24 protein-coding genes are annotated in these 24,590 nt (G+C 73.0%); 4 read left to right on the top strand and 20 right to left on the bottom strand.

Translation table 11 applies throughout. The features are described 5' to 3' along the window. The first annotated feature begins 41 nt into the window (after positions 1-41). Positions 42-881 (top strand): mycofactocin-coupled SDR family oxidoreductase, encoded by an 840-nt coding sequence (locus AB7J25_RS03950; protein WP_428505089.1) that lies wholly within the window; start codon positions 42-44, stop codon positions 879-881. Between the two features lie 5 nt (positions 882-886). Here the strand turns inward: AB7J25_RS03950 and AB7J25_RS03945 are convergent, their stop codons facing one another. The 3 genes from AB7J25_RS03945 to AB7J25_RS03935 all read right to left on the bottom strand — a co-directional run bounded on the left by AB7J25_RS03945 (position 887) and on the right by AB7J25_RS03935 (position 3,473). Next, positions 887-2,491, bottom strand: a complete 1,605-nt coding sequence (locus tag AB7J25_RS03945) for a solute symporter family protein (protein WP_428505087.1) — start codon at positions 2,489-2,491, stop codon at positions 887-889. Then, a complete protein-coding gene (locus tag AB7J25_RS03940; RefSeq protein ID WP_428505085.1) occupies positions 2,488-2,841 on the bottom strand; it encodes a DUF485 domain-containing protein in 354 nt (117 codons plus the stop codon). Before AB7J25_RS03940 ends, AB7J25_RS03945 begins: the two co-directional genes overlap by 4 nt. 146 nt (positions 2,842-2,987) lie before the next feature. Next, the gene (locus AB7J25_RS03935) at positions 2,988-3,473 is read right to left on the bottom strand and encodes a tautomerase family protein (RefSeq protein ID WP_428505083.1); all 486 of its coding nucleotides are present in this window, start codon (positions 3,471-3,473) and stop codon (positions 2,988-2,990) included. 133 nt (positions 3,474-3,606) lie between these two features. On the opposite strand from AB7J25_RS03935, the gene AB7J25_RS03930 reads away from it, so the two are divergent. Continuing rightward, positions 3,607-4,188: a TetR/AcrR family transcriptional regulator gene (locus tag AB7J25_RS03930; RefSeq protein ID WP_428505081.1), complete on the top strand. Its 582-nt coding sequence runs from the start codon at positions 3,607-3,609 to the stop codon at positions 4,186-4,188. A 9-nt stretch (positions 4,189-4,197) separates the two neighbouring features. Here AB7J25_RS03930 and AB7J25_RS03925 read toward each other — a convergent pair whose 3' ends face one another. The 13 genes from AB7J25_RS03925 to AB7J25_RS03865 form a co-directional block, all read right to left on the bottom strand. Then, a complete protein-coding gene (locus tag AB7J25_RS03925) occupies positions 4,198-4,755 on the bottom strand; it encodes a TetR/AcrR family transcriptional regulator (protein WP_428505079.1) in 558 nt (185 codons plus the stop codon). Between the two features lie 90 nt (positions 4,756-4,845). Further along, the gene (locus AB7J25_RS03920) at positions 4,846-6,048 is read right to left on the bottom strand and encodes an acetyl-CoA C-acetyltransferase (RefSeq protein WP_428505077.1); all 1,203 of its coding nucleotides are present in this window, start codon (positions 6,046-6,048) and stop codon (positions 4,846-4,848) included. 22 nt (positions 6,049-6,070) lie between these two features. Beyond that, positions 6,071-7,936: an AMP-dependent synthetase/ligase gene (locus tag AB7J25_RS03915; RefSeq protein WP_428505076.1), complete on the bottom strand. Its 1,866-nt coding sequence runs from the start codon at positions 7,934-7,936 to the stop codon at positions 6,071-6,073. Further along, positions 7,933-8,721 carry an enoyl-CoA hydratase/isomerase family protein gene (locus AB7J25_RS03910; protein ID WP_428505074.1) on the bottom strand — a complete coding sequence of 263 codons (789 nt, stop codon included), beginning with the start codon at positions 8,719-8,721 and terminating at the stop codon, positions 7,933-7,935. Before AB7J25_RS03910 ends, AB7J25_RS03915 begins: the two co-directional genes overlap by 4 nt. A gap of 58 nt (positions 8,722-8,779) precedes the next feature. Next, complete coding sequence (locus AB7J25_RS03905) at positions 8,780-9,280, bottom strand: (2Fe-2S)-binding protein (protein WP_428505072.1); 501 nt, start codon at positions 9,278-9,280, stop codon at positions 8,780-8,782. Continuing rightward, positions 9,277-10,155: an FAD binding domain-containing protein gene (locus AB7J25_RS03900; RefSeq protein WP_428505070.1), complete on the bottom strand. Its 879-nt coding sequence runs from the start codon at positions 10,153-10,155 to the stop codon at positions 9,277-9,279. Before AB7J25_RS03900 ends, AB7J25_RS03905 begins: the two co-directional genes overlap by 4 nt. Next, positions 10,152-12,470: a xanthine dehydrogenase family protein molybdopterin-binding subunit gene (locus AB7J25_RS03895; protein WP_428505068.1), complete on the bottom strand. Its 2,319-nt coding sequence runs from the start codon at positions 12,468-12,470 to the stop codon at positions 10,152-10,154. Before AB7J25_RS03895 ends, AB7J25_RS03900 begins: the two co-directional genes overlap by 4 nt. Next, positions 12,470-13,567, bottom strand: coding sequence for a M24 family metallopeptidase (locus AB7J25_RS03890; protein WP_428505066.1), 1,098 nt, complete (start codon positions 13,565-13,567; stop codon positions 12,470-12,472). The genes AB7J25_RS03895 and AB7J25_RS03890 overlap by 1 nt, the downstream gene beginning before the upstream one ends. A 13-nt stretch (positions 13,568-13,580) precedes the next feature. Further along, the gene (locus AB7J25_RS03885) at positions 13,581-14,591 is read right to left on the bottom strand and encodes an LLM class flavin-dependent oxidoreductase (RefSeq protein ID WP_428505064.1); all 1,011 of its coding nucleotides are present in this window, start codon (positions 14,589-14,591) and stop codon (positions 13,581-13,583) included. After that, positions 14,588-15,706, bottom strand: coding sequence for an NAD/NADP octopine/nopaline dehydrogenase family protein (locus AB7J25_RS03880; protein WP_428505062.1), 1,119 nt, complete (start codon positions 15,704-15,706; stop codon positions 14,588-14,590). The genes AB7J25_RS03885 and AB7J25_RS03880 overlap by 4 nt, the downstream gene beginning before the upstream one ends. 37 nt (positions 15,707-15,743) lie before the next feature. Beyond that, on the bottom strand, positions 15,744-16,898 hold the full coding sequence (locus AB7J25_RS03875; protein ID WP_428505060.1) for a mandelate racemase/muconate lactonizing enzyme family protein: 1,155 nt from the start codon (positions 16,896-16,898) through the stop codon (positions 15,744-15,746). 11 nt (positions 16,899-16,909) lie between these two features. Further along, positions 16,910-17,674, bottom strand: coding sequence for a FadR/GntR family transcriptional regulator (locus AB7J25_RS03870; protein WP_428505058.1), 765 nt, complete (start codon positions 17,672-17,674; stop codon positions 16,910-16,912). A 47-nt stretch (positions 17,675-17,721) separates the two neighbouring features. Continuing rightward, entirely contained in the window at positions 17,722-19,029 is a 1,308-nt protein-coding gene (locus tag AB7J25_RS03865; RefSeq protein WP_428505056.1) for an MFS transporter, read from the bottom strand. A 237-nt stretch (positions 19,030-19,266) separates the two neighbouring features. Here AB7J25_RS03865 and AB7J25_RS03860 point away from each other — a divergent pair, with 237 nt between their 5' ends. Continuing rightward, positions 19,267-19,743 carry a cupin domain-containing protein gene (locus AB7J25_RS03860; RefSeq protein WP_428505054.1) on the top strand — a complete coding sequence of 159 codons (477 nt, stop codon included), beginning with the start codon at positions 19,267-19,269 and terminating at the stop codon, positions 19,741-19,743. A gap of 12 nt (positions 19,744-19,755) precedes the next feature. On the opposite strand, the gene AB7J25_RS03855 is transcribed toward AB7J25_RS03860, so the two are convergent. Next, positions 19,756-20,088 (bottom strand): hypothetical protein, encoded by a 333-nt coding sequence (locus tag AB7J25_RS03855; RefSeq protein ID WP_428505052.1) that lies wholly within the window; start codon positions 20,086-20,088, stop codon positions 19,756-19,758. A gap of 1 nt (position 20,089) precedes the next feature. Beyond that, the gene (locus AB7J25_RS03850; RefSeq protein WP_428505050.1) at positions 20,090-20,584 is read right to left on the bottom strand and encodes a cupin domain-containing protein; all 495 of its coding nucleotides are present in this window, start codon (positions 20,582-20,584) and stop codon (positions 20,090-20,092) included. Between the two features lie 108 nt (positions 20,585-20,692). Here AB7J25_RS03850 and AB7J25_RS03845 point away from each other — a divergent pair, with 108 nt between their 5' ends. After that, positions 20,693-21,844 carry a helix-turn-helix transcriptional regulator gene (locus AB7J25_RS03845; protein ID WP_428505048.1) on the top strand — a complete coding sequence of 384 codons (1,152 nt, stop codon included), beginning with the start codon at positions 20,693-20,695 and terminating at the stop codon, positions 21,842-21,844. Here AB7J25_RS03845 and AB7J25_RS03840 read toward each other — a convergent pair. Both AB7J25_RS03840 and AB7J25_RS03835 read right to left on the bottom strand, forming a co-directional pair. Further along, positions 21,795-23,342 (bottom strand): AMP-binding protein, encoded by a 1,548-nt coding sequence (locus AB7J25_RS03840; protein ID WP_428505046.1) that lies wholly within the window; start codon positions 23,340-23,342, stop codon positions 21,795-21,797. The two genes, AB7J25_RS03845 and AB7J25_RS03840, sit on opposite strands and share 50 nt — an antisense overlap. After that, on the bottom strand, positions 23,327-24,499 hold the full coding sequence (locus AB7J25_RS03835; RefSeq protein ID WP_428505044.1) for an alcohol dehydrogenase catalytic domain-containing protein: 1,173 nt from the start codon (positions 24,497-24,499) through the stop codon (positions 23,327-23,329). Before AB7J25_RS03835 ends, AB7J25_RS03840 begins: the two co-directional genes overlap by 16 nt. Between the last annotated feature and the right edge of the window lie 91 nt (positions 24,500-24,590).

The raw sequence follows: 24,590 nt of genomic DNA, 5'->3' as shown, positions 1-24,590 counted from the left end.
GCCGTCCGAGAGTGGGATCCCCACGACGGCTGGAGGTTCCGATGCCCGGCAGGCTCGAAGGCAAGGTCGCGCTGATCACCGGGGGTGCCCGCAGCCAGGGACGCAACCACGCGCTCACCTTCGCCCGCGAGGGCGCGGACATCGTCGTCTGCGACATCGCCGAGCAGCTGCCCAGCGTGCACTACGAGATGGCCGGCCCGGACGACCTCGCGGAGACGGTCAAGCTGGTCGAGGCGCTGGACCGCCGCTGCGTCGCCGTCCAGGCCGACGTCACGGACACCGCGGCCATGTCCGCGGTCGTCGACCACGGGCTGGAGCAGCTCGGCCGGATCGACATCCTGCTGGCCAACGCCGGGATCGTCGGCCACGCCCCCTTCGCCGACATCACCGACGAGGAGTGGGACGACATGATCGCGGTGGACCTGACCGGGGTGTTCAAGTCGTTCCGTGCGGTGATCCCGACCATGGTCGAGCAGGAGTCGGGCCGGATCATCGTCACCTCGTCGATCGTGGGGCGCACCGCGGTCCCGGGGCTCGCCCACTACTGCGCGGCCAAGTGGGGGTGCATCGGCCTGATGAAGACCGCCGCGCTCGAACTCGCCCCGTACGGGATCACCGTCAACGCGGTGTGTCCGACCAACGTGGACACCGCGATGATCCAGAACAGGCACATGTACGGGGCGTTCGCACCGGACCTCGCCGACCCGACGCGCGAGGACGTCTACGACGCGTTCGTGTCGGTGAACGCGATCCCGATCCCCTGGCTGGAGATGCAGGACGTGTCGAACGTGATGCTGTTCCTGGCTTCGGACGACGCCCGCTACATCACCGGCGAGTCGATCCACGTCGCGGCGGGGTGGAACGCGCCCAACGTCGCCTGAGCCGATCAGTGGTCGACGGCCCGCTCGGCGCCCGCGCCGCTGAGGGCCCTGACCTCCATCTCGGGGTAGCGGGCGAGCGCCGCCGGGTCGGGCCCGACCACGGAGCCGAGGTAGCCCAGCAGGAACGACAGGGGGATCGAGACGAGGCCCGGGTTGTCCAGCGGGAACCAGGAGAAGTCGGCGCCCTGGATCATCGAGGCGCTGCGGCCCGTCGCGGGATCGACCGGCTTGCCCGACACGACCGGGGAGAACACGATCAGCAGCACGCAGCTGGACAGGCCGCCGTAGATGCTCCACAGCGCGCCGCGGGTGGTGAAGCGCCGCCAGAACAGCGAGTAGAGCAGCGTCGGCAGGTTGGCCGACGCGGCGACGGCGAACGCGAGGGCGACGAGGAAGGCGACGTTCTGGCCGTTGGCGAGGATGCCGCCGCCGATCGCGAGCAGCCCGATCACGATCGCGGCGATCCGCCCGACGCGGACCTCGGCGCGCGGGTCGGTCGCGCCGCGGCGCAGGACGCCCGTGTAGATGTCGTGGGCGAACGAGGCGGACGCGGTGATGGTCAGGCCGGCGACCACCGCGAGGATCGTGGCGAACGCGACCGCGGCGACGATCCCCAGCAGGACGGGCCCGCCCAGTTCCTGGGCCAGCAGCGGGGCCGCGGAGTTGACGCCGCCCGGGGCGCTGCGGATCGTCGCCGGGCCGACGATGGCGGCCGCCCCGTAGCCGAGGGCGAGGGTGAACAGGCAGAACACCCCGATGAGCCCGATGGCCCAGGTCACCGAGCGGCGCGCGTCCTGCGCGGTCGGCACCGTGTAGAAGCGCATGAGGATGTGCGGCAGGCCTGCCGTGCCGAGGACCAGCGCCAGCGCGAGCGAGACGAAGTCGAGCCGGGTGAGCTCGCTGCGCCCGTAGGCCTTCCCGGGCTCCAGCAGCGCGGCGCCGCCGTCGCCCGCGGCGTCCACCGCCGCACCCAGCAGCGCGGAGAAGTCGAAGCCGAACCGGGCGAGCACCCAGATCGACAGTGTCGCCGAGCAACCCATCAGCAGGACGGCCTTGATGATCTGCACCATCGTGGTGCCGCGCATGCCGCCGACGAACACGTAGACGATCATCAGCGCACCCACGCCCGCGATCACGACCGCCTGGCCCGCGCCCGAGCGGACGTCCAGCAGGAGGGCGACGAGCGCGCCCGCCCCGGCCATCTGGGCGAGCAGGTAGAAGAAGGTGACCGCGAGCGTGGAGAGCGCGGCCGCCGTCCGGACCGGCCGCTCCCGCAGGCGGAAGCTCAGCACGTCGGCGAGGGTGAAGCGGCCGGTGTTGCGCAGCAGCTCGGCGACGAGCAGGAGAGCCATGACCCACGCGACGAGGAACCCGATCGAGTAGAGGAACCCGTCGTAGCCGTTGATCGCGATCGCGCCGGTGATCCCGAGGAACGAGGCGGCCGACAGGTAGTCGCCCGCGATGGCCACACCGTTCTGCCGGCCGGTGATCGACCGGCCGGCGGCGAAGAAGTCCGTGGAGGTGTCCGAGCGGCGCCCCGCGCGCACGACCACCACGAGCGTCGCGGCGACGAAGGCCGCGAAGACCGCGACGTTGAGCGCGACGTTCATGCCGGGCCCCCGTCCAGGCCCATCCCGGAGCGCACCCGGGCGGCGAGCGGGTCGAGGCGCCGGTGGGCGAACCGGACGTAGACCGCGGTCACCACGAACGTGGAGAGGATCTGGGCGACACCGAGCAGCAGGCCGACCGTGACGTTCCCGCCGACCCGCACCGCGAGCAGCGCCGGAGCGTAGGTGGCGAGCAGGACGTAGCAGGCGTACCAGACGAGGAAGCCCAGCGTGACGGGGAAGGTGAAGCCACGGTGGCGGCGGCGCAGCTCCCGGAACGTGCCGCTGCGGTGGGCCGCGGCCCACCGCTCGGGTTCGGTGGTCGTCGTTGCGACGGGTTCGGGACCGCTCACAGGGACTCCTTCGTCGAGGGCGAGTGCTGAGTATGCATGCACACATACATAGACACAACCCGGTGCGGACCCGGACGCCGGTACGAGCGCACCCTCGTACGCGCAGTGCGTACGAGGGTGCGCTCGTTCGGTCGCCGGAGATGCCGTCAGTCGCCCGGGTCGTGCGTCCCCGGCGCGAGTGACAGCGCGACCGGGAGCCGCTCCGCGAGCGAGTACGGCGTGGCCTGGTTCTCCTCGATCCAGCGCTTCTCGGCGACGGACTCGAACGGCGGCGGTCGCTCGCCGGACAGGGTCCACAGGTCGGCGGGCGGCTCCTCGATCGTGATCTCCCACTCGTAGCCGCGGTCCTTGACCCAGGGGTGGGTGGCCTCGTCGACCGCCTTGATCCACCACTCCCGGATCACCGGGCCGGGCAGCGTCCGCGCCATCTGGTCGATCTTGAAACGGACGAACCGGTCGTGCCGGTCGCCGCCGACCCAGACGCTGCCCGGCGGAGTCTCCTCGAAGATCACCACGACGTAGAACTTCGGGATCGGGACCGCGCTGTAGATCTCGGTGATCCGCTGGGAGAACTCCTTTTTGTCCTGCTCGGTATAGGCGCCGGCCGGGTGATAGATCTTCCAGAGAGGCATGGGTGTGCTCCGTTGCAGAGGTGCCTGAATGAATGAACTAGGATCGTGAACAGCATCACGCGTGGAATCATCTTGGAACGATCGATCCAAGATGTCAAGCTGATGCCCTCGGCGATTTCCAAGGACGGTGTCGGTGGCCGGCAAGAGGCAGTTCGACGAGCAGCAGGTCCTCGACCGCGTGACGGAGCTGTTCCGCCACCGGGGCTATGCCGCGACGTCGATCGACGACCTCGTGCGCGAGACGGGCCTCAGCCGCGGGAGCCTGTACTCGACGTTCGGCGGGAAGGCCGAGCTGTTCGCCCTCGTGCTCGAGCGCTACCGCGCCTACATGATGGGCACGCTGCAGGAGCGGATGACCGGCGACGAGCCGCGGGAGGCCGTCCGCAGCCTGCTGGTGGGCCTGCTGGACACCCTCGCACTCAGCGGTCGCCCGGGTGGCTGCCTGGTCACCAACACCGTCGCCGAGGCCGACGACACGCCCACCGAGATCATGGCGAGCGCCCGCACCGGGCTCGCCCAGCAGGAAGCGCAGCTCAGCGAGTACCTGCACGCCGCGAAGGCGGCGGAAATGCTCCCGGCGGACGCCGACCCGCTGCGCCTCGCGCGCTACTTCGTCGGGATCCGCCAGGCCGTCGGCGTGCTCTGGCGCGCGGGCGTGGACCGGGAGCAGATCGTCGCCACGATCGACGTGAGCGTGTCCGTCCTCGACCGCTGATCCGCAGGCTCAGGCCGCAGCGGACCCGTCGAGACCCGCCACCAGCGCCGGGATCAGTGCGCCGAAGTCGTCCAGCGGCCGCCTGCTGCGCGTGGCGCGGCCGAGCACGATCGCCCCCTCGACCGCCGCCACCGTCGTCGAGGCGAGCCGGGCGGCGACAGGCGCGTCGAGCCCCTTCTCGCGCAATACGAAAGAAATGGCGTCGACCCAGATTTCGAATGCTGCGGCGACCGCCTCGCGAATCTCCGACGATTCGATGTCCACCGAGACGGTCACGCCGAGAAGCGGGCAGCCCTCAACGAAGTCCGATTGGGCGAGCCGCTTGGCGTGGTGCTGCACGAGGGCGCCGAGGAAATCGGCGATCCCCGGATTCCGGCGCGCCATCACCTCGACCAGGTGGCGCAGTTCCGAGCCGATCCTGGCCGCCACGTCGACGACCAGCTCGTCCTTCCCGCCGGGAAAGTGGTAGTAGATCGACCCCCGCGGCGCCTCCGCTTCCTTGATCACTTCCAGCATCGTGATGCCGTAGCCGCGCCGCGCCAAGAGCGCCGCCCCGGCGTCGACCATGCGCGACCTGACCTCGCTCCCCCGAGCCACCACCACTCCTCGCTGTCGATATGCATACATACATATCGTAGCCCATCGCGGCGCCGCCGGTCAGAGCCGTTCGAGGACCATCGCCATGCCCTGGCCGCCGCCCACGCACATCGAGACCACCCCGTACCGGCCGCCGACCCGGTCCAGACCGTTGATCAGCGTGGTCGTCATCCGGGCACCGGTCATCCCGAACGGGTGGCCGAGCGCGATCGCGCCGCCGTGCACGTTCAGCACGTCGTGCGGGATGCCCAGCCGCCGGGCCGACGGGATCACCTGCGCGGCGAACGCCTCGTTGATCTCGACCAGGTCCAGGTCGGCCACGGTCAGCCCGGCCCGGCGCAGGGCGCGGGGGATCGCGGTGACCGGGCCGAGACCCATGATCTCCGGGTCGACCCCGGTCACCGCCGTCGACACGATCCGGGCGAGCGGGGTGATCCCGATCCGCTCGGCACGGCTGCGGTCCATCACCACGACCGCGGCGGCGCCGTCGTTGAGCGGGCAGGAGTTGCCGGCCGTGACCTCGCCGTCGGGCCGGAACGCGGGCTTGAGCCCGGCGAGGCCCTCCGCCGTCGTGGCCGGCCTCGGCGACTCGTCGGTGTCCACGACCGTGCCGTCGGCCAGGGTCAGCGGGGTGATCTCGCGGGCGAAGAAGCCGTCCTCGATCGCGTCCGCCGCGCGCTGTTGCGAGGCGAGCGCGAAGGCGTCCATCTCCTCGCGGGTGACGCCCTCCAGGATCCGCACGTTCTCCGCGGTCTGGCCCATCTCGACGTATGCGTCGGGCAGCTCCTGCGGCTCCCAGTCCTCGACGCCGCCGAGCGCCCGTTCGGCGCTGCGGTGCCGCGACGGGTCGAAGCGCGGGTTCTCGAATCCGTCCGGGTCCGGGATCCGCTGCGGGTAGCGGCTGACCGACTCGACACCGCCCGCGACGAACGCGTCGCCCTCCCCCGCGGCCACCGCATGCGCCGCCATCCGGATCGCCTGCAGCGACGACGAGCAGTAGCGGTTGACGGTCACCCCCGGGACGTCGGGCAGCCCGGCGAGCAGCGAGGCCACGCGGGCGATGTTGTAGGCCTGCTCGTTCTGCGGGCTCCCCGTCCCGATGATCACGTCCTCGACGAGGTCGTGATCCAGCGCCGGGACCCGGTCCAGCGCCGCGGTGATCATGGCGGCGACCATGTCGTCACCGCGGACGTCCTTGAGCTTGCCCTTGAACGCGCGCCCGATCGGGCTGCGGGCGGTGGCCACGATGACCGGCTCTCGCATGGTTCGGTACTCCTTCCCGCCCTCAGGCGGTGGTGTCGTACAACTGGTCGATCGCGCTCGCGTGGCGCTCGGCGATCACGCTGCGGCGCAGCTTCAGCGACGGGGTGAGCTCCCCGGACGCGGCGGTCCACTCCCGGTCCAGCACCACGAACCTCTTGACCCGCTCGGGGTTGGACAGCCGGGCGTTGACCTGGTCCAGGTGGGCACGCAGCGCGGCGTGGATCCCGGCGTCCTCGGTCGGGTGGGCGGCGGGCTCGGTCCGGAACCGGGCGGTCTCGGCGGGATCGATGACGATCAACGCGCTCACGAACGGCCTGGCCTCGCCGACCAGCACCGTCTGACGGACCAGCGGGTGCTCGTCGACCATCGCCTCGATCGGCACCGGCGAGACGTTCTTGCCGTAGGAGGTGACGATCAGCTCCTTGGCGCGCCCGGTCACCGTGAGGTACCCGTCCGCGTCCAGGCTCCCGAGGTCGCCCGTGCGCAGCCACCCGTCGTCGGTGAACAGGGCCGCGGTCTGCTCGGGCAGGTGCCAGTAGCCGGGGCAGACGATCCCACCCCGCACCTGCACCTCCCCGTCGTCGGCGATCCGGATCTCGGTCCCGGGCAGCGCCGGGCCGACCGTCCCCACCTTCAGCGCGCCCGGCGGGTTCATCGCGAGCACGCAGCTCGTCTCCGACAGCCCGTAGCCCTCGTGGTGGGGCACCCCGAGGCCCGCGGCGAAGTAGTTCACGACGGGTGCGGTCGGGGCCGAGCCACCGATCGCCGACCGGCACGCATCCAGGCCCAGGGCCTCGCGCACGGGCGCCAGCACCTCCGGATCGAGCTTCGCCCAAACGGCCAGGGCGTCCGGGTCGTCCGTGCCCGCCTCGGCCGCGCGCTGGACGGCCGCCCCCGCCTCGACGGCCCGCTCGAAGTCCTCCTGGCCGTCCGCGTCGAAGGTCAGGCGGACGTGCGCGCGGGCGAGCTCGGTGAGCTTCTCCCACATCCGCGGCACCCCGAAGAAGAGCGTCGGGCGAGCCCTGCGGAGGAACTCGAACAGCCGGGCCGGTGACGGGCAGAGGTACACGTGCCCGCCGGTGAGCATCGGCAGGTAGAGCGAGAACACCCGCTCGACGACGTGCGCGAACGGCAGGTACCCGACGAAGGTGTGCGGGCGCGGGATGAGCCCGGGCACGACGTCCAGGCCGCGGATCTCGGCGAGCAGCGACGCGTGGGTCAGCACGACGCCCTTGGGGTTCCCGGTGGTGCCCGAGGTGTAGACCATGCAGGCGGTGTCGGCGCCGCGCACGGCGCGCCACGACCGGTCGAACCAGCGTGCGTCCTCGCGCAGCCGGGTCCGGCCACCGGCCAGCAGTGCCTGCCAGGGCACCGGCAGCTCGGCGTCCCCGGTCAGGTCGGACCGGACCGGGAGGCGGACCACCGCGTCGTCGTCGAGCGGGGCGACGTCGGTGAACGCGTCCATCAGGACGATCGTGCGCAGGCTCGGCATCCGGTCCCGCAGCGGCCACCAGCGGCTCAGGTGCGCCCGGTCCTCCAGGACGACCGCGACCGCACCCGCGTCGTTCACGCAGTAGACGAGCTGGTCGGCCGAGAGCGACGAGTAGAGCGTCACGGGCACCGCGCCCGCGTGCACGATCGCCTGGTCGGCGACGAGGTGCTCGGCCCGGTTGCCTGCGACGATCGCGACCCGGTCGCCGCGGGCGATCCCCAGCTCGGCGAGCCCCGCGGCCGCTTCCGCGATCGCGGTCCGGTAGTGGCCCCAGCTGAGCGTCTCCCAGCCGGTGGCGGTCCAGGTGGACACGGCGGGCGCGGTCGCGTGGGAGCGGGCCCGGTCGAACAGCAGCGCGCACAGCGTCGTGGGATTCGGCCCGGTCACGGCGCTCACCGGCCGACGAAGGAGGTCTTCTCCTTCAGCTTGCGCGCGCCGTGCTCGACCAGGACCGCGACCCCGTGCTGCATGTCCGCCGTGTCGTAGACGGTGTGCGCGAGGTCGAGCAGCAGCTCGTCGGCGGCGGCGACGCCCCGGTCGCGCTGGGCGCCGATGAGCCGCTTCGTGATCGCGTGGGCGCGGGTGGGACCGTCGGCGAGGCGGCGCGCGAGGGCGTCGACGGTCTCGGCCAGCAGATGGTCCGCGACCACCTGCTGCACGATCCCCCACGCCTGACAGGTGGCCGCGTCGACGGCGTCGGCGGTGTAGACGAACCACCGGGCCCGGGCCGGACCCGCCCGCTCGGCGATGCGCTGGGCCCCGCCGAGCAGCGTCGCGGTGCCGAGGTTCGCCTCGAGGTGGCCGAGCCTGGCCGAGGCGCCGGCGACGATGACGTCGCAGTACAGCGCCAGTTCCAGGCCGCCGCCCACGCAGGTGCCCTGCACCTGGGCGATCACCGGGACCGGCAGCGTCTCCAGCTTGCGCAGCGTGTGCAGCCAGCCGATGATCTGCGGCCGCGCCTGCTCCCCGGACACACCGGCGAACATGTCGCCCGCGTCGGCGCCGGCGCCGAAGTGGCCGCCCTCGGCGCGCACGATCACCGCCCTGGCCGCCGATCCCGCGGCCGCGTCGACCGCGGCGTCGAGGTCCGCGAGGAGCTTGGTGCTGAGCAGGTTGAGCGGCGGATTGTTCAGCGTGACGACGCCGATCCCCTGATCCTCCGCGAAGGTCGCGAGCGACATCGCTCTCCTTCCGCTGGTGTGCCGACCAGCGGAACTATGTATGCATGCATGCCGAAAGTCAAGCGTCGCGGATCTCTCCGCACCCCGGTTGCCGGACCGCCTCGGCGGCCCGGCGCACCGCGGCCACGATGTTGCGATAGCCCGTGCACCGGCAGAGGTTCCCGCCGAGCAGCTCCGCGAGCTCCTCGTCCGTCATCCCGGGCACGTCAGCGAGCACCGGTTCGAGCGACATCAGGAACCCCGGAGTGCAGAAGCCGCACTGGAGGGCGTGGGCACGGTGGAAGGACTCCTGCAGCGGGTGCAGCGGTTCCCCGGGTCCCGAGAGCGCCTCGACGGTGCGCACGGACCGGCCGTCGGCCTGGACGGCGAGCCGCAGGCAGGAACGGACGGGCAGGCCGTCCACCTGCACGGTGCACGTCCCGCACACGCCGTGCTCGCAGCCGACGTGGGTGCCCGTCAGCCCGAGCTCGTGGCGCAGGAAGTCCGAGAGGAGCACTCGGGGCTCGACGTCCCGCTCGATCCGGCCCCCGTTGACCTCGACGGTGATCCGCATCGTCATCGCTCCCCGTTCGCGGTGGCACCCGCGCGGCGCGCGGCCTCCTCGACCGCGCCCTCGACGAGCGCCCGCAGCAGGTGGACGCGGTACTCCGCGCTGCCGTGCAGATCGGCCGTCGGGGTGAGGCCGTGTACGGCGGCCTCGGCGGCGCCGTTCGGGTCGACCGGCCCGCCGACCAGCAGCTGCTCGGCCGCCCCCGCCCGCAGGGGCGTGGCGCCGGCCCCGATGAGCACGACCGAGGCGCGGGCGCAGCGCAGCCCGCCGTCCAGGACGAGGTGCACCGCGGCGCCCGCGACGGCGAAGTCCCCCGCGCGCCGCGCGTGCTCGCGCAACGCCGAGCCGTATCGCTCCGCCGGCGGCGGGACGGCGATCTCGACGAGGATCTCGTCCACCCCGACCGCGGTCTCGAGGTACCCGCGGAAGAAGTCGCGGGCGGCAACCGTGCGCGTCCCGCCGGGCGAGGCGATCAGCAGCTCGGCGTCGAGCGCCAGGACGGCGGCGGGCAGCTCGGCCGCGGGATCGGCGTGCGCGAGCGACCCGCCGACGGTCCCGGCGTTGCGGATCTGGTGGTGACCGACGAGCCCCGCCGCCCGCGCGACCAGCGGCCAGTGCCGTCGGACCAGCGGTGACGCGGCGAGCCGCGCATGGGTGACGAGGGCGCCAATGCGCAGCCACCCGTCCGAAGCGTCCAGGTGGTCGAGGCCGCGCAGGCGCGAGATGTCGACGAGCAGGTCCGGCCGCGCGAGCCGCAGGTTCAGCATCGGCACGAGGCTCTGACCACCGGCGAGGACCTTGGCCTCGATGTCCGGTGTGGCCAGCAGGTCCAGGGCGGCGGCGAGGTCCGTCGGCGCGGCGTAGTCGAAGGGCGGGGGCTTCACCGGACGTACTCCCGGTCGCGGGCCGTGTCCCGGTGCGCGCGCAGGCGGACCGCGGCGGCGTGGCGGACCCACTCCGGCGCGGGCGGCGTGGCGTTGCACTCCGCACCGACGGCGTCGGAGATCGCGTTCGCGATCGCCGCCCCGGGGGCGAGCGTGCCGCTCTCCCCGACCCCGCGCGCGCCGTTCGTCGACACCCTCGTCGGCACGTGCAGGTGCACGACCCGCAGCGGCGGGATCTCCGCGGCGGTCGGGACGAGGTAGTCCATCAGCGAGCCGGTCCGCAGCTGGCCGTCGCCGTCGTAGACGAGCCGCTCGTAGAGGGCTCCGGCGATGCCCTGGGCCACCGCACCGTGGGTCTGGCCGAGCGCGATCGCCGGGTTGATCACCCGCCCGCAGTCCTCGGCGACGACGTAGTCGGTGATCGTCACCGCCCCGGTGGCCGCGGCCACCTCGACCCGGCAGGCGTGCGCCCCGTACGGGTAGACCGGCTGCGGCGGGTCGTAGCGGCGCAGGACCGTGTAGCGCCCCTCGGGCGCGGCCGCCGCCAGCACGGCCAGCGTCACCCGGCTCGCGGGCGCCCCGGCGACCCGCACGTGACCGGGAACGACCTCCAGATCGGCGGGTTCGGCCTCCAGCAGGCGGGCGGCGTCCTGCACCAGGCGGGTCCGCAGCTCGCCGCACGCCTCGCGGATCGCGCCGCCGCCGGAGACCGCGCTGCGGCTGGCGAAGGTGCCGTTGCCCCGCAGCGGGGCGGCCGCGGTGTCCACGGGCTCGACGACGACGTCGTCCACGTCGATCCCGAGACTGTCGGCGGCGAGCTGGGCGAACGTCGTGGCCAGCCCCTGGCCGGCGGCCGGGAGCGTGGTCCACAGGCTCAGCCGCCCGTCGAGCCGCAGCGTCACCTGGGCCTCGTCGTAGCCGGCGAGGCCGCGCATGCCGCGCGCGGCGAAGACCGCCGAGCCCACCGCGGCGTACTCGACGTAGACGGCCATGCCCAAGCCCACCAACCGCCCCTCGTCGAGCGCGGCCCGCTGCTCGGCGAGGAACCCGGTGTAGCCGATCTCGGCGAGCGCCCGCTCGAGCGCGGCCGGGTAGTCGCCGCTGTCGTAGCGCTGGCCGGTCGCCGAGGTGCAGGGGAGCTCGGCCGCGGTGAGCAGGTTGCGGCGGCGGACCTCGGCCCGGTCCAGCCCGGTCGCGGCGGCGACGAGGTCCATCGCCCGCTCGTGCACGAACGTGGCCACCGGCAGCCCCACCCCGCGGTAGGCGCCCAGCGGGCACTTCGTCGTAGCGACCGCGCGGCTGCGGAAGCGGTAGGCGGGCACCCGGTACGGGCCCGGGATCATGCTCGGCGTGCCCGCAGCCTCCAGCAGGTGGCCGTGCGCGTAGACGCCGTACGCGCCCATGTCGACCACGACGTCGGCGTCCAGCGACCGCAGGCGCCCGTCGGCGTCGGCGGTGACCTCCAGCTCGATGCGCTGGTCGCGGGCGTGGCAGGCGGCGGCGAGGTTGTCGGCCCGGTCCTCCACCCACTTCACCGGCCGCCCCAGGCGCAGCGCCGCTGCCGCGACGGCGACCTCCTCCGGGTAGGCGTGGGCCTTCTGCCCGAACCCGCCCCCGACGTCCGGGACGCTCACCCGGACCCGCTCCGGCGGCAGGCCGAGCAGCTCGGCGAGAACCGCGGCGAGCATGTGCGGGCTCTGGGTGGACGCCCACAGCGCCAGCCCGTCGCCCGCGGGCCGGACGAGCAGGCCCCGCGGCTCCAGCGGCAGCGCCGTCTGCCGGGACGAGGCGAACACCCGCCGGATCCGCACCGGCGCGTCCTCCGGGAGCGGCTGCGAGGTGGCGAAGCGCCGCTCGAACAGGATGTTTGTGGGGTGGTCGTGCACCCTCGGGCTCGCCGGGTCGAGCGCGGCGCGCGGGTCGGTGACCGCCGGCAACGGCTCCGCCTCCAGCTCGACGAGCTCGGCGGCGTCCTCGGCGAGGTACGGATCGGTCGCCACGACCAGCGCGAACGGTTCGCCGGCGAACCGGATCCGGTCGCGGGCCAGCACCGGACGCGGCACCGGGAGGGCGTCGGGGTTGTCGATCGGCGGCAGCATCGGCGGCAGGTCCAGGTCCGCCGCGGTGAACACGGCCACCAGACCCGCGGCCTCCGCCGGGACCGCGATCCCGTCGATCCGCGCGTGCGCCAGCGGGCTGCGCACGAACCGGGCGTGCAGCACCCCGACGTCGGGCAGGTCGTCGAGGAACCGCCCCCGGCCCTGCAGCAGTGCCCGGTCCTCGCGCCGCGGGACGGCGCGGCCCACGCTCGCCATCAGCACACCACGAGCTCGCGCGGGAACCGCGGCGTGAGGTTCTCGTGGCCGTCCTCGGTCACCAGCAGGATGTCCTCCAGGTGGTAGCCGTTGCCCTCGTCGATCCCGATCGGCTCGACGGCGAAGACCATCCCCGGCTCCAGCAGCGTGTCGGCGTGCGCGGCGATGTAGGGCTCCTCGTGCAGGCTGAGCCCCAGGCCGTGGCCGAGGAACCGGATCGCGGGGGCGAGCCCGCGGCGCCCGAACTCGCGCACGAAGAGCGTCCACAGCTGCCCGGTGGCGGTACCGGGGCGCACCTCGTCGCGGATCAGGTCCATGACGTCGTTCATCCGCGCCCAGGTGTCGCGCTGCCGGGGGGTGGACCGTCCGATCACGACCGAGCGACCGGTGTCGGAGAGGTAGCCCTGCCGGCTGACGAACACGTCGACCTTCACCGCGCGGCCATCCTCGAACGGCGTCGGGCCCGGCGACGGGTTGGACAGGGTGCTGCGGGTGCCCGCGGCCACCTGGATCATCACGATCTTGTCCGCGCCCCTTGCCAGCGCCCGGTCCGCGAGCAGCCGGTACGCCTCGTGCTCGGTCATCCCCGCCCGGAACGCGGCGTGCGCGTCGAGCTGGGCGTCCATCGCGATCGCCGCCGCCTCGCGCAGGTGCGCGACCTCGGCCGGGGTCTTGATCATCCGGGCGCGGTCGAACGCCGCGGCGGCAGGCTCGAAGCGGGCGTCCGGCAGCGCGGTGCGCAGGCTCGTCCAGCGGACGGCGGGCAGCACGTCGAGCTCCACCCCGATCCGGGCACCGGACAGGCCGCGCTCGCGCAGCATCTCCCCGAGCACCTGCATCGGATCCTCGGTGAACTCGTCGTAGCCGACGAGGGAGGTGATCGGGCTGCGCTCGCGGGCCTCGTCGACCTCGTTGGTGGTGAGCAGCATCGCCGAGTCCCCGTCGCGGGTCGCGAGCACCGCGAACTGCCGGTGGCGCATCCCGAGCGCCTGTGACGGCACGACGTACCCCGCGCCGTAGGCGACGTTGTCCACCGACACCGCGACCAGCGCGTCCAGCCCGACGCTCGCCATCGCGGCCTGCTGGCGGCCCCTCACGTCCCGATCCATCTCACGCCCCTCCCGGCGTCGGGCCCGCGAGCGCGGGCAGCACCGTCGTCCCGATCCGCGTCAGGTTCTCCGCGGTCTCGGCGAACCCCGTCGTGCTCAGCACGCATACCGCCGTGCACCCGCGGCGGGCGAGCGCGCCGAACCGCTCCGCGATCCCGGCCGGGTCGTCCAGCATCACCAGGCAGCGCACCGCATCGTCGGTGACCGCGGCGAGCGCCGCCGCCTCGTCGCCGGCGGCGCGTACCGCGTGCACCGTCTCCTCGGCCACACCGATGCGCAGCAGTGCCGACACCGGCCCGCCCCGCAGGATCCGGGCGATCCACGGCCGGTAGGCCTCGATCTCCCGTTCCGGCCGGTCGGTGACGACCACGACCTGCCAGGCGACGACGTCCATCGCCGGCGGATCGGCACGGGTCGCCCGCCCGTGCCGGACGCGCTCCAGCGCGTGCTCCAGGCCGGATCCGTGGAACAGCGACTCCAGCAGCACGCCGTCGGCGACGGCGCCGGCGGTCTCCAGCATCCGCGGGCCGCGCCCGCCCACGTACAGCGGCGGGACCCGGGCCGGGTCGATGTCCAGCCGCACCGCGGCGAGCGGTTCCGGTGCGTAGCGGACGGACTCGCCGCGCAGCAGCGCCGCGATCTGCTCGGCCGCCGCCCGGACGCGCCCGGCCGGGTCGTCGGCGGGCATGCCCAGCGGCCGGACGACGTGCTCCATGTTCCCGCTGCCCAGGCCCAGCCGCAGCCGCCCGCCGGACATCTCGTCGAGCGTGGCCGCGGCCCGGGCGATCTGCACCGGGTGGCGGGTCACCGGCATCGTGATGCCGATCCCGATGCCGATCGTGCTGGTCGCGGCGGCCGCCGCGGCGGCGAGCAGGAACGGGTCCCGGAAGAACCCCTGGTCGGGGATCCACAGGCAGCGGAACCCGAGCCGTTCGCCGAGCGCGGCCAGGGCCGCGACCTCGGCCACCGGCCCGCCGGGCACGTAGCAGAAGTCGACCGCGGGCGACGTCACCGCACCGCCACCTCGGCCGGGCCGGCGTCGAGGAACCGGACGATCCCGCCGGTGCCGATCCCGGCGAGGCCCATGCGCGCCGCGGTCAACCCGTCGCGGCGGTAGTCCCGCCCGGTGGCGGCCCCGGCCAGGGTGACCAGCCCGTCCATCACCGGCGTGGGGACGCCGGCCAGCCGCGCCCACTCCGTCCACGGCACCAGACCATGGCCGACGTCCTCATGCACGTAGCGGTGGTCGAGCGAGGGCGGGCTGCGGAACCAGCGGTTGGCCGCGCTGTGCTGCATCGCGATGTAGGTGCTGCCGGTGGCGGCGGCCTCGGGCGTGGTGTAGCCGGCGTCCCGGAACGCGTCGACGAACCGGACGGCGGGCGCGCCGAGCGCCGCAGCCAGCGCGAGCCGTTCCCGGTCCACGGCGTCGATCACGCGGCCGACCGAGGGGGTGGTGCCCTCGTAGTAGAAGTAGAAGTCGCCCCGGGTGTGCTCGACCCAGCCGGTGTTGAGCAGGATCTGCGGCGGATGCTCGACGGCGTTGAGGTTGGCGAGCCCCGTCTCCAGCACGCTGCCGCAGCGCCGCACCGCCGGGTACAGCGGGGCGACCAGCTCGTGCAGCTGCGCTGCGGCGCGGCCGGGGAACGCGGCGAACGGCAGCCGGGGCGCGACGTTGGAGATCCGCACGGCCGCCGGGCCGCACGTACGGCAAGCGTAGGTCAGGGTTGAGACCTCGGCGATGCGCAGCTCGCCACGGAACCCCTCGGCGCGCAGCGCGGCGTGCAGCGCGAGCGCCCCGCCCGTGCCGCCCGGGTTGAGGAACACCGGCTGCCCGGCCGTCAGGTGCGGTGCGAGCAGTGCGGCGTAGGGCGCGAGCGCGGTCGCGGGCACCACGAGCATGACCAGGTCGGCCCCCGACACCGCGGCGGCGAGATCGGTCGTCAGCAGCTCCGTCACCGCGAGGCCGGATCCGGCCGCCCCCTCCAGGGTGATCCCGCCGGCCTCGCGTACCGGGTCGAGGGGGGCGGGCGTGCGGCTGAACAGACGCACGGTGTGCCCGCGCAGCGTGAGATCCGCAGCCGCGGCGAGCCCACCGTTGCCCGCGCCGAGCACGGCGACCGTGGCCATCACATGCCTCCCCTGGTCGTGTCGGTCCCGTCCGTCGTCACTCGAGGTACGCCTCGACCTTGTCCATGTCGACCTCGACGCCCAGGCCGGGCCCGTCCGGCACGAGCAGCCTGCCGTCGACGAACCGCAGCGGCTCGGTGAGCACGTCGTCGGTGTAGTAGACGCCCGCGGTGGACGGCCCCGGCTCGCCGGACAGCCGCGTCACCGGGCACACGCTCGGCAGCCACGCCGTCGCCGACGCCGCACCGAGGTGCAGGTTCGCGGCGTTGCCGACACCCATCTCCACCGAGCCGCCGATGTCGGAGTACATGCCGAGCGTGGCCGCGATGTCGGCCTGCCGGCGGGCCCGGTACAGCCCGCCCGGCTTGGTGACGTAGAGCGAGTAGCAGGCCGCGGCGCGCGCGGCGTCGAGCTCCACGATGTCCAGCGCCGTCCAGGCCGACTCGTCGGCCATGATCGGTGTCGACACCCCGGCGGCCACCCGGGCCAGGCCCTTCGCACCGGCCACCGGCTGCTCGCAGAGCAGGATGCCGTACTCCTCCTGCGCCCGGGTGACGGCGATCGCCTCGTGCACGGTGGCATAGCCCTCGTTGGCGTCGACCCGGATCCGCACGTCCGGGCCGAGCGCCTCGCGCAGCCGCGCCACGACCTCGACGTCGCGGCGGGCGTCGCGCCCCGTCTTCACCTTGATCGTGCGCACTCCCTCGGCGACGGCGGTGGACGCCTCTTCGAGGCACTCCTCGATCGGCAGCAGGCCCAGCGAGTGCGCGACCTCGATCCCGTCGCGGTGCTTGCCGCCGAGCAGCGCCCAGACCGGGACGCCGAGCGCCTTGCCTGCGGCGTCGTGGCAGGCGATGTCCAGCGCCGCCTTGGCGTACGGGTTGCCCTTCACCGCCGCGTCCATCCGGGCGTGGATCACACCCAGGTGCAGCGGGTCGCACCCGATGATCGCGGGCAGCAGGTGGTCGCGGCCGAGGTGCACGACTGTCTCGGCGGTCTCGCCGTGGTGGCGCCCGTCCGCGCCGCCCCAGGTGGGCAGCGCGGGGGACTCGCCCCACCCGACGACGCCCTCGTCGGTCTGCAGCCGGACGAGCACGTGGCGGCCGATGGTGAGCTTGGTGTTCGACGCCCAGGTGTGCTCGCGGCGTTTCGGCAGCCGGACGATGGAGAAGTCTGCGCCCGTGATCTGCATCGGTCGTCCTCTCAGGTGGCCGGCTCCGGGGGTTCCCGGTCGCCGTCGGTGACCTCGGCGAGCACCCGCAGGAAGGCGGGATCGCCGAGGGTGGAGCGGGTGGACTCGAGATGGGTGGCCGCGGCGGCCCGCGCGGTCGCCGGATCGCCCGCGCGGATGCCGGCGACGATCGCCTCGTGCTCCTGGGCCGAGCGCGCCCCCCGACCGGGGAGCCCGAACGCGGCCCGCCGCGACTCGGTGAACAGCGAGTTGAGCTCGGCGAGCAGCCGGGGCAGCAGCGAGCTGCCGCTGGCCGTCGCGATCGCCTGGTGGAAGTCGATGTCGAGCCGGACGAGCTCGTCGACCGCGGATTCCGAGTCCGCCGCGGCCGCGCAGAAGCGCTCGTGCGCCTCCTCGACCGCGGCCACACCCGCTGGTCCGGCACCGGCGGCGGCCTCCGCCGCCGCCAGCTCGTCGAGCGCCCCCCGGACCTTGAGCAGGTCGAGGATCTCGTCGCGGTGCACCTGCAGCCAGCCGGCGAACGGCTCGTAGTAGCGCTCCCCCGGGCCGAGCGCGACGAAGCTGCCGCGACCGTGGTGGATCTCGATGATCCCGAGCGCCTGCAGGGCCCGCAGGCCCTCCCGGACGCTCACCCGGCTGACGCCGAACTCGGCCACGAGCACGCTCTCGGACGGCAGCTTGTCGCCCGGGCGGAAGTCGCCCCGGGTGATCGCCGCGAGGAGCTGGTCGCGGACCGCGTCCCCGCGCCCGCCCGATGCCAACGGTGTGAATGCCACTTTTCCAGGCCCCGGCTTCCTCGGTCGACGATGTGGTGCGTGCGTTTCTACGTGGCGAGCTCGCGACCCAGCCGGGCGGGCACGTCCGCCTCCCGCCGGGCCGATCCGAGATAGGCGGCGCACACCAGCGAGACCACCGCCGCGGCCACCAGGTACCAGCCGACGGCCGCGACCGTGCCGGTGCTCGCGAGCAGCTGCGCGGCGATGATCGGGGCGAACGCACTGCCGACGATCGTGCCGAGCTGGTAGCCCATCGAGAACCCCGAGTAGCCGACCCGGGTCTCGTAGACGCTCGCGAAGAACGAGGCCATGGCGCCGTAGCAGGCGCTGTACGGGATGAACAGCAGGCAGTAGCCCAGCAGCGCCAACCCGAAGCTGCCGCTGTCGAGCAGCCAGAGCCACGGGAAGGCGAGCAGGCCCATCCCGACCACCCCGCCGAGGAAGACCGGCTTGCTGCCCACCCGGTCGCACAGCGCGCCGAACAGCGGGATGGCGACGAACGCGAGGACCTGGCCGAGGATGACGAACATCAGGGCCTCGGTCCGCGTGAACCCGGCGGTGGTGGAGGCGTAGCTCAGGCTGAACACCGCCGCGCCGTAGACGGTGACGCCCGCGCTGACGTAGGCACCCGCGGTCAGCAGGATCTGCCGCCAGTCGTTGCGCAGCGCGACGACGACGGGCGCGGCCTCGGTTCCGGTGGTCCGCTTGACCTTGGCGAACTCCGGGCTCTCGTCCAGCGCGACGCGGATGACCAGCCCGACCACCACGAGCACGAAGCTCGCCAGGAACGGGATCCGCCAGCCCCACGAGAACAGCGCCGCCTCGGGCAGCTGGGCGACCGCGAGGAACGCGACGTTGGCCAGGATGAGCCCGGCGGGCGACCCGGCCTGGACCCAGCTGCCGTAGAAGCCGCGGCGTCCGCGCTCGGCGTGCTCGACCGTCATGAGCACCGCGCCGCCGTACTCACCGCCCGCGGACAGGCCCTGGACCAGCCGGAACAGGACCAGCAGGATCGGCGCCGCCACGCCGATCGTCTCGTAGGTCGGCAGCAGTCCGACGAACCCGGTCGCGAGCCCCATCATCAGCAGGGTCACGACGAGCATCGGCTTGCGGCCGAGGCGATCGCCGAAGTGGCCGAAGATCACGCCACCGATCGGGCGGGCCACGAACGCGACGCCGAACGTCGCGAACGACAGCAGCGTGCCGGTCAGCGGGTCGAAGGTCGGGAAGAAGAGCCTGCTGAAGATCAGCGCGCTCGCCGTCCCGTAGAGGAAGAAGTCGTACCACTCGATCGTCGTGCCGATGAAGGTCCCGACCGCGACCTTCCGCGTGCTGCTCGGAGCACTGCTCGTCACGCTGGCCTCCCGTGCATCCGGTCCACCCCGGCGGGGTGGAGTGCAGTGACGGTGCTGGATTCCGGCCACCCGCTGCCCTGCGGCGCGGCGGCCGTCGCGCCGGTGCCGGAGACGGTACGAGGTTGAATGACGTCGGTCAATAGTCGTCCTACAAGTAAGTGCGGCAGTGCTGGGTCTGGCCCGCCGCGTCCCATTCGTCCAAGCGCCCGGCGCCCGCGGATGGCTACCGTCCGGGAGATGAACACAGACCCGGCACCCCGACCCCCGGTCCACCGTGCACCCGGCGAGGGCCGCCACTACCCGATGAGCCGGATGAACGCGGTGTTCAAGGCGGACGGGACGGAGACCGCCGACCGCTACTCGATCTCGGAGTGGTGGCTGGAGCCGCACACCACGGGGGTGGGCGAGCACAGCCATCCCGAGGACGACGTCTTCTACGTCCTCGACGGCACGATGACCTTCCTCCTCGGCGATCGGTGGATCGACGCGCCGAAGGGATCGCTCGTGCTGGCGCCCGGCGGCACACCGCACGGGTTCTGCAACCGCACCGGCGAGCGGGCCGGGGCGCTCAACTTCTCCGTACCCGGCGGCTTCGAGCCGCGGATGCCGGGCATCGTGGAGTGGTTCCGCGAGCACCCGCCCGGCGATCCCGCGGCCGCGGAGGCTCGCCCGCCGGACCGTCCGGCCGGGGATCACGCACCTCTCGACCGGTAGCCGTCCGAGATCTCACTCGGCCGGACCCGGCTCCGCCCGCACGGAGATCGCGAACCGCCACCGGTCACGCCGCCCGCGCCGGGCGACGTTCACCGCGGCCGGCCCGAGCAGGAGGGCGAGATCGTCGCACCGCGCCACGACCCGCGGATCGGCGACGTAGCCCAGCCGCGGCAACACGGACGCGAGCTCTGCTCGCCCCCGCGTTTCGCCCGGCACGCCGCGGGCGACCAGCACCCCGTCGGAGGCGAACAGGCGCGCCGCGGCCCGCCCGTCGCCGAGCACGACGGCGTCCTCGAGCATCGTCTCCAGTTCCTCCGGCGACCTGGCGTCCATGTCGGCGTCCATGTCAGAACGCCAGGCCGTGCCGTGCGACGAGGGGGCCGGTCGCCTCCATGTCGATGTCGCAACCGTGACGCGCGGCCAGCTCGGCGAGACCCGCCGCATCCAGCGTGGGACCGAGCCCCGCCATCTCCCGGAACGCCTGCTCCAGCCCGGCCGGCGAGATGATCTCCAGGCAGGCGGCGGGCTCGTCGCTCGCGTTCCAGAACGTGTGCCACTGCCCGCGCGGCTTGACGATCAGGTCACCGGGCCGCGCCTCCAGCTCCACGCCGCCCAGGACGGCCCCGATCCGCCCCCGCGTCACGTAGGTGAACTCGTCCTCGTCGTGGTGGCGGTGCATCGGCGCCGCGAGCGCCCGCGGCGGGAAGAGGTGCTCGACCAGCGCGAACCGGCCGCCGGTCAGCACCCCGTCGATCATGAAGCGGTCCCGGACCCCGCCTGCGTCCGGGCTGATCTCCCCGGTGCCCGCCGCCAGCACCCGCGCCGCCAGATCCGTCGTCATCGCGACCTCCTCCGTCCGTGACGGCGACGCTAGGCAGCGACGGAGGCAGCGCCCATTCCAGCTTCGTGGCATTCCACCTCGTGGCGGCGGCCTCTACGCTCGCCGGGCATGACCGACCTCGGGCGGGCCGTCGACCGCATCGCCGAGCTCGGCGCGCGCCCGACCGATCTCGTCACCCTCTGGACGGGGATGAACGAGGTGCTGCGCCGGGCCGTCCCCCACTACACGGCGCCGTGCTCCTACACCCTCGACCCGGCGTCCCTGCTGATCACCAGCCATTATCACCCGCAGGTCACGGAGTTCCCGGCCGAGTGGCTCACGTCGGAGTACTACACCGACGACGTCAACCTGCTCGCGGACGTCGCCCGCTGTCCGAGCGGCCTCTCGACGCTCCACGACGCCACCGGCGGCGACCCCACCGGGAGCCCACGCTGGCAGGCGAACATGGCGATGGGCGGCGACCAGGAACTGATCCTCGCGTTACGCAGCCGCACCGGTGAGGTGTGGGGCGCCCTCGGCATCTACCGCGAGCCCGGCCGTCCGATGTTCGACGCCACCGAGCAGCGCTTCCTGCGCGCCGTCGCGCCGCACCTCGCCGACGGCGCGCGCCGGGCGCTCCTGGTCGGTGAGGCCACCGATCCCGAGTCGGCCGATGCGCCCGGCCTGCTCGTCCTGTCGGCCACCGGCGAGGTGGAGTCGCGCACGCCCGGTGTCGACCTCCTGCTCGCCGACCTGCCGGGCGCCGAGCTCGGTGCCGGGCGGCTACCCACGGCCGTCCGCTCCGTCGCGGCCCGGGCACGCGATCCCGGCAGGGGCGTCGCGATGGCCCGGGTGCTCTCTACCGGGGGCGCGTGGGTCGTGATGCACGGGGCGCGCCTCGACGGCACGACCGGCGGCCGGGTCGCCGTGATCCTCGAGCCGGTTCGTCCGGCCCCGATCAACCCGCTGCTCATGGCAGCGTTCGGCCTCACCGAGCGGGAGCGTGACGTCACGCGGATGGTGCTGCAGGGCGCGTCGACGGCCGAGATCGCCGCGACGCTCACCGTGTCGGCGCACACGGTGCAGCAACACCTGAAGTCGATCTTCGACAAGACCGGTGTGCGCAGCAGGCGCGATCTCGTCGGCAAGGTGTTCTTCGCCCACTACGAACCGCGGATGCGCGACAACGAGCGTCGTGTCGCCACCGGACGCCCCGCGCGCGGCGGGCCGGCTAACCGACCTGGCGCTCCCGCCCCTCCCAGTACGGCTGGCGGAGCTTGAACTTCTGGATCTTCCCGGTCGCCGTCCGCGGGATCTCGGTGCGGAACTCCACCGACGTCGGGGCCTTGTAGCCCGCCAGCCGCTGCTTGCAATGGGCGATCATGTCGGCTTCGGTGGCCTCCGCGCCCGGCGCGAGGACGACGAGCGCCTTGATCGTCTCGCCCCACTTCTCCGACGGGACGCCGATCACCGCCACCTCCGCGACGGCCGGGTGGGCGAAGATGACGTCCTCGACCTCGACGGAGTTCACGTTCTCCCCGCCGGTGATGATGATGTCCTTCTTGCGGTCGGAGATCGTCAGGTAGCCCTGGTCGTCGATGCCGCCGCCGTCGCCGGTGTGGAACCAGCCGCCGTCGAACGCCTCGGCGCTCGCGTCCGGGTTCTGCCAGTAGCCGTCCATGACGACGTTCGAGCGGACGAGCACCTCGCCGTCGCCGGAGATCTTCAGGCGCACGCCGAGGGCGGGCTTGCCGGCGCGGGACAGCTTCCTCGCACGCTCCTCGGCGGGAAGGCCGTCGTCGGCGGGATCGGCGCGGTTGAACGTCAGCAGTGGCGCGGTCTCGGTGAGGCCGTAGATCTGCTGGAACGTCCAGCCGAGCTGCTCGTCGATGCGCTGGATGGTGCGCGACGGTGGGGGCGCACCCGCGACGACGATGCGCACGCTGCCGCGGCCGGGCACCGGGCCGTCCGACGCGTCACGGGCCGCGGCGGCGTCGAGCGCCATCGCCCAGACCGCCGGCGCCCCGCACATGACGGTCACGCCGTGCTCGTCGACGCGGCGCAGGATCTCGGCCCCGTCCACCTTGCGGATGACGATGTTCGGCACGCCCAGGCCGACGGTGGCGTACGGCATCCCCCAGCCGTTGCAGTGGAACATCGGCAGCGTGTGCATGAGCACGTCGCGCTCCCACAGGCGCAGGTGCATCGCGAAGGTGAGGGCGTTGATCCACAGGTTGCGGTGGGTGAGCTGCACACCCTTCGGGTTGGCCGTGGTGCCCGAGGTGTAGTTGATCGTGGCGGTGGCGTCCTCGTCGGGCTCGGCCCAGGGGCGCGGCTCGGTGTCGAACCGCATCACCGCCTCCTCGGTCTCCGCGCCGAGGACGAAGCGGTGCCGGGCGCCGATGCCCTTGAGGTCGTCGTCCAGCTCGGGATCGACGAGCAGGACGTCCGCGCCGCAGTGCTCGATGATGAACGCCACCTCGTGGGCCCGGAGTCGGAAGTTGACCGGCACGCAGATGCGGCCCGTACCCGGCACCGCGTGCAGCAGCTCCATCAGGCGCGCCGAGTTGTGGCTGACCACGGCCACGCGCTCGCCCTCCCCGACACCGAGCGCGTCGAGACCCGCCTGCCAGGCACGGACCCGCGCGGCGAACTCCCGGTAGGTCGTCGTCGGGACCGGCGGCGCGGGCTGCAGCGGCTCGTCGACGACGGCGAGCGCGTCGGGGTAGGCCGTGACGGCGCGGTCGAGGAAGTCCGAAACGGTCAGTGGTACGCGCACGGGTGGGCCTCCGGTCGGCGACAACGGGTCGGCGGGATGATGGCCGGGCCGCCGCCGCCAGGGCAACCGGCCCGGCAACACCAGACGATCGTCAGAACGTGATCAACGGCTTGATGATGTTGTCCTCCTTGGTCGTCATCATGTCGAAGGCCCGTTGGATGTCGTCGAACGCGAAGGTGTGCGTCGTCATCGGCGTGGGGTCGATGCGGCCGGACTGCATGAGCCGGAAGAGCCGGTTCATCCGCTCGCTGCCGCCGGGGCACAGGCCGGTGTGGATGGCCTTGTCGTTCATGCCGAGCCCGAACGCGTCCAGCGGCAGCTGCAGCGGTGCGGGGTTCTCGCCGTGGTACCCGATGTTCGACACGCGGCCCGCCGGCCTTGGTGACCCGCACGCATGCCTCGAACGTCTGCGGGAAGCCGAACGCCTCGATCGCGGCGTCGACGCCCTCGCCTGCCGTGAGGTCCATGATCTGCTCGACGGGGTCGCCCTGGGTGAAGTCGACGATGACGTCCGCGCCGAAGCGCTTCGCGAGCGCCTGGCGCTCCGGGCGCGACTCCACCGCGATGATCTGCCCGGCTCCCATGAGGTTGGCGCCCATCGTCGCGCTCAGCCCGACCGGGCCCTGGGCGAACACGGCGACCGTCTCGCCGAACTGCAGGAAGGCGTGCTCGACCCCCATGAACCCGGTGGAGAGCATGTCGCAGGCGTAGACGGCGGTGGAGTCCTCGACACCGTCCGGGATCGGGGCGAGGTTGGCCGACGCCGCGGGCACGACGAAGTACTCCGCCATGTTCCCGTCGATCTGGCCGGTGTACTTGTAGCCGCCCAGTGGCCCGCCGCACTGGCTGGTGAACCCGCGCTGGCAGTAGCTGCAGCGATAGCACGGGGTGATCGCGTTGACGGCCACGCGCTGACCCTCGGTGAACCCGGTGACCGCCGCGCCGAGGCTGTGGATCACGCCGACGGACTCGTGACCGAGCGTGCGGTCCCCCGGGACCGGCAGCGCGCCCTTCACGGTGTGGACGTCGGAGGTACAGATGAGGGCCGCGGTGGTCCGCACGACGGCCTCTTCCGGGCCCGGCTCCGGGATCGGCTTCTCCATCACCTCGGTCCGGCCGATCTCCTTGATGACGAACGCCCGCATGGTCCCGCTCATGACCGACTCCCTTGTCGTTCCGCTGCAATACCGCCATCCTGCGCGATCGCATGGCGCGGGCCACTACCCGTTCGGATAGGTGATCCGCGCG

This window comes from Pseudonocardia sp. (assembly GCF_050246655.1).
GTDB lineage: Bacteria > Actinomycetota > Actinomycetes > Mycobacteriales > Pseudonocardiaceae > Pseudonocardia.
Note: the sequence above shows the minus strand (reverse complement) of the source record. Positions and strands in the feature narration are given on the sequence as shown.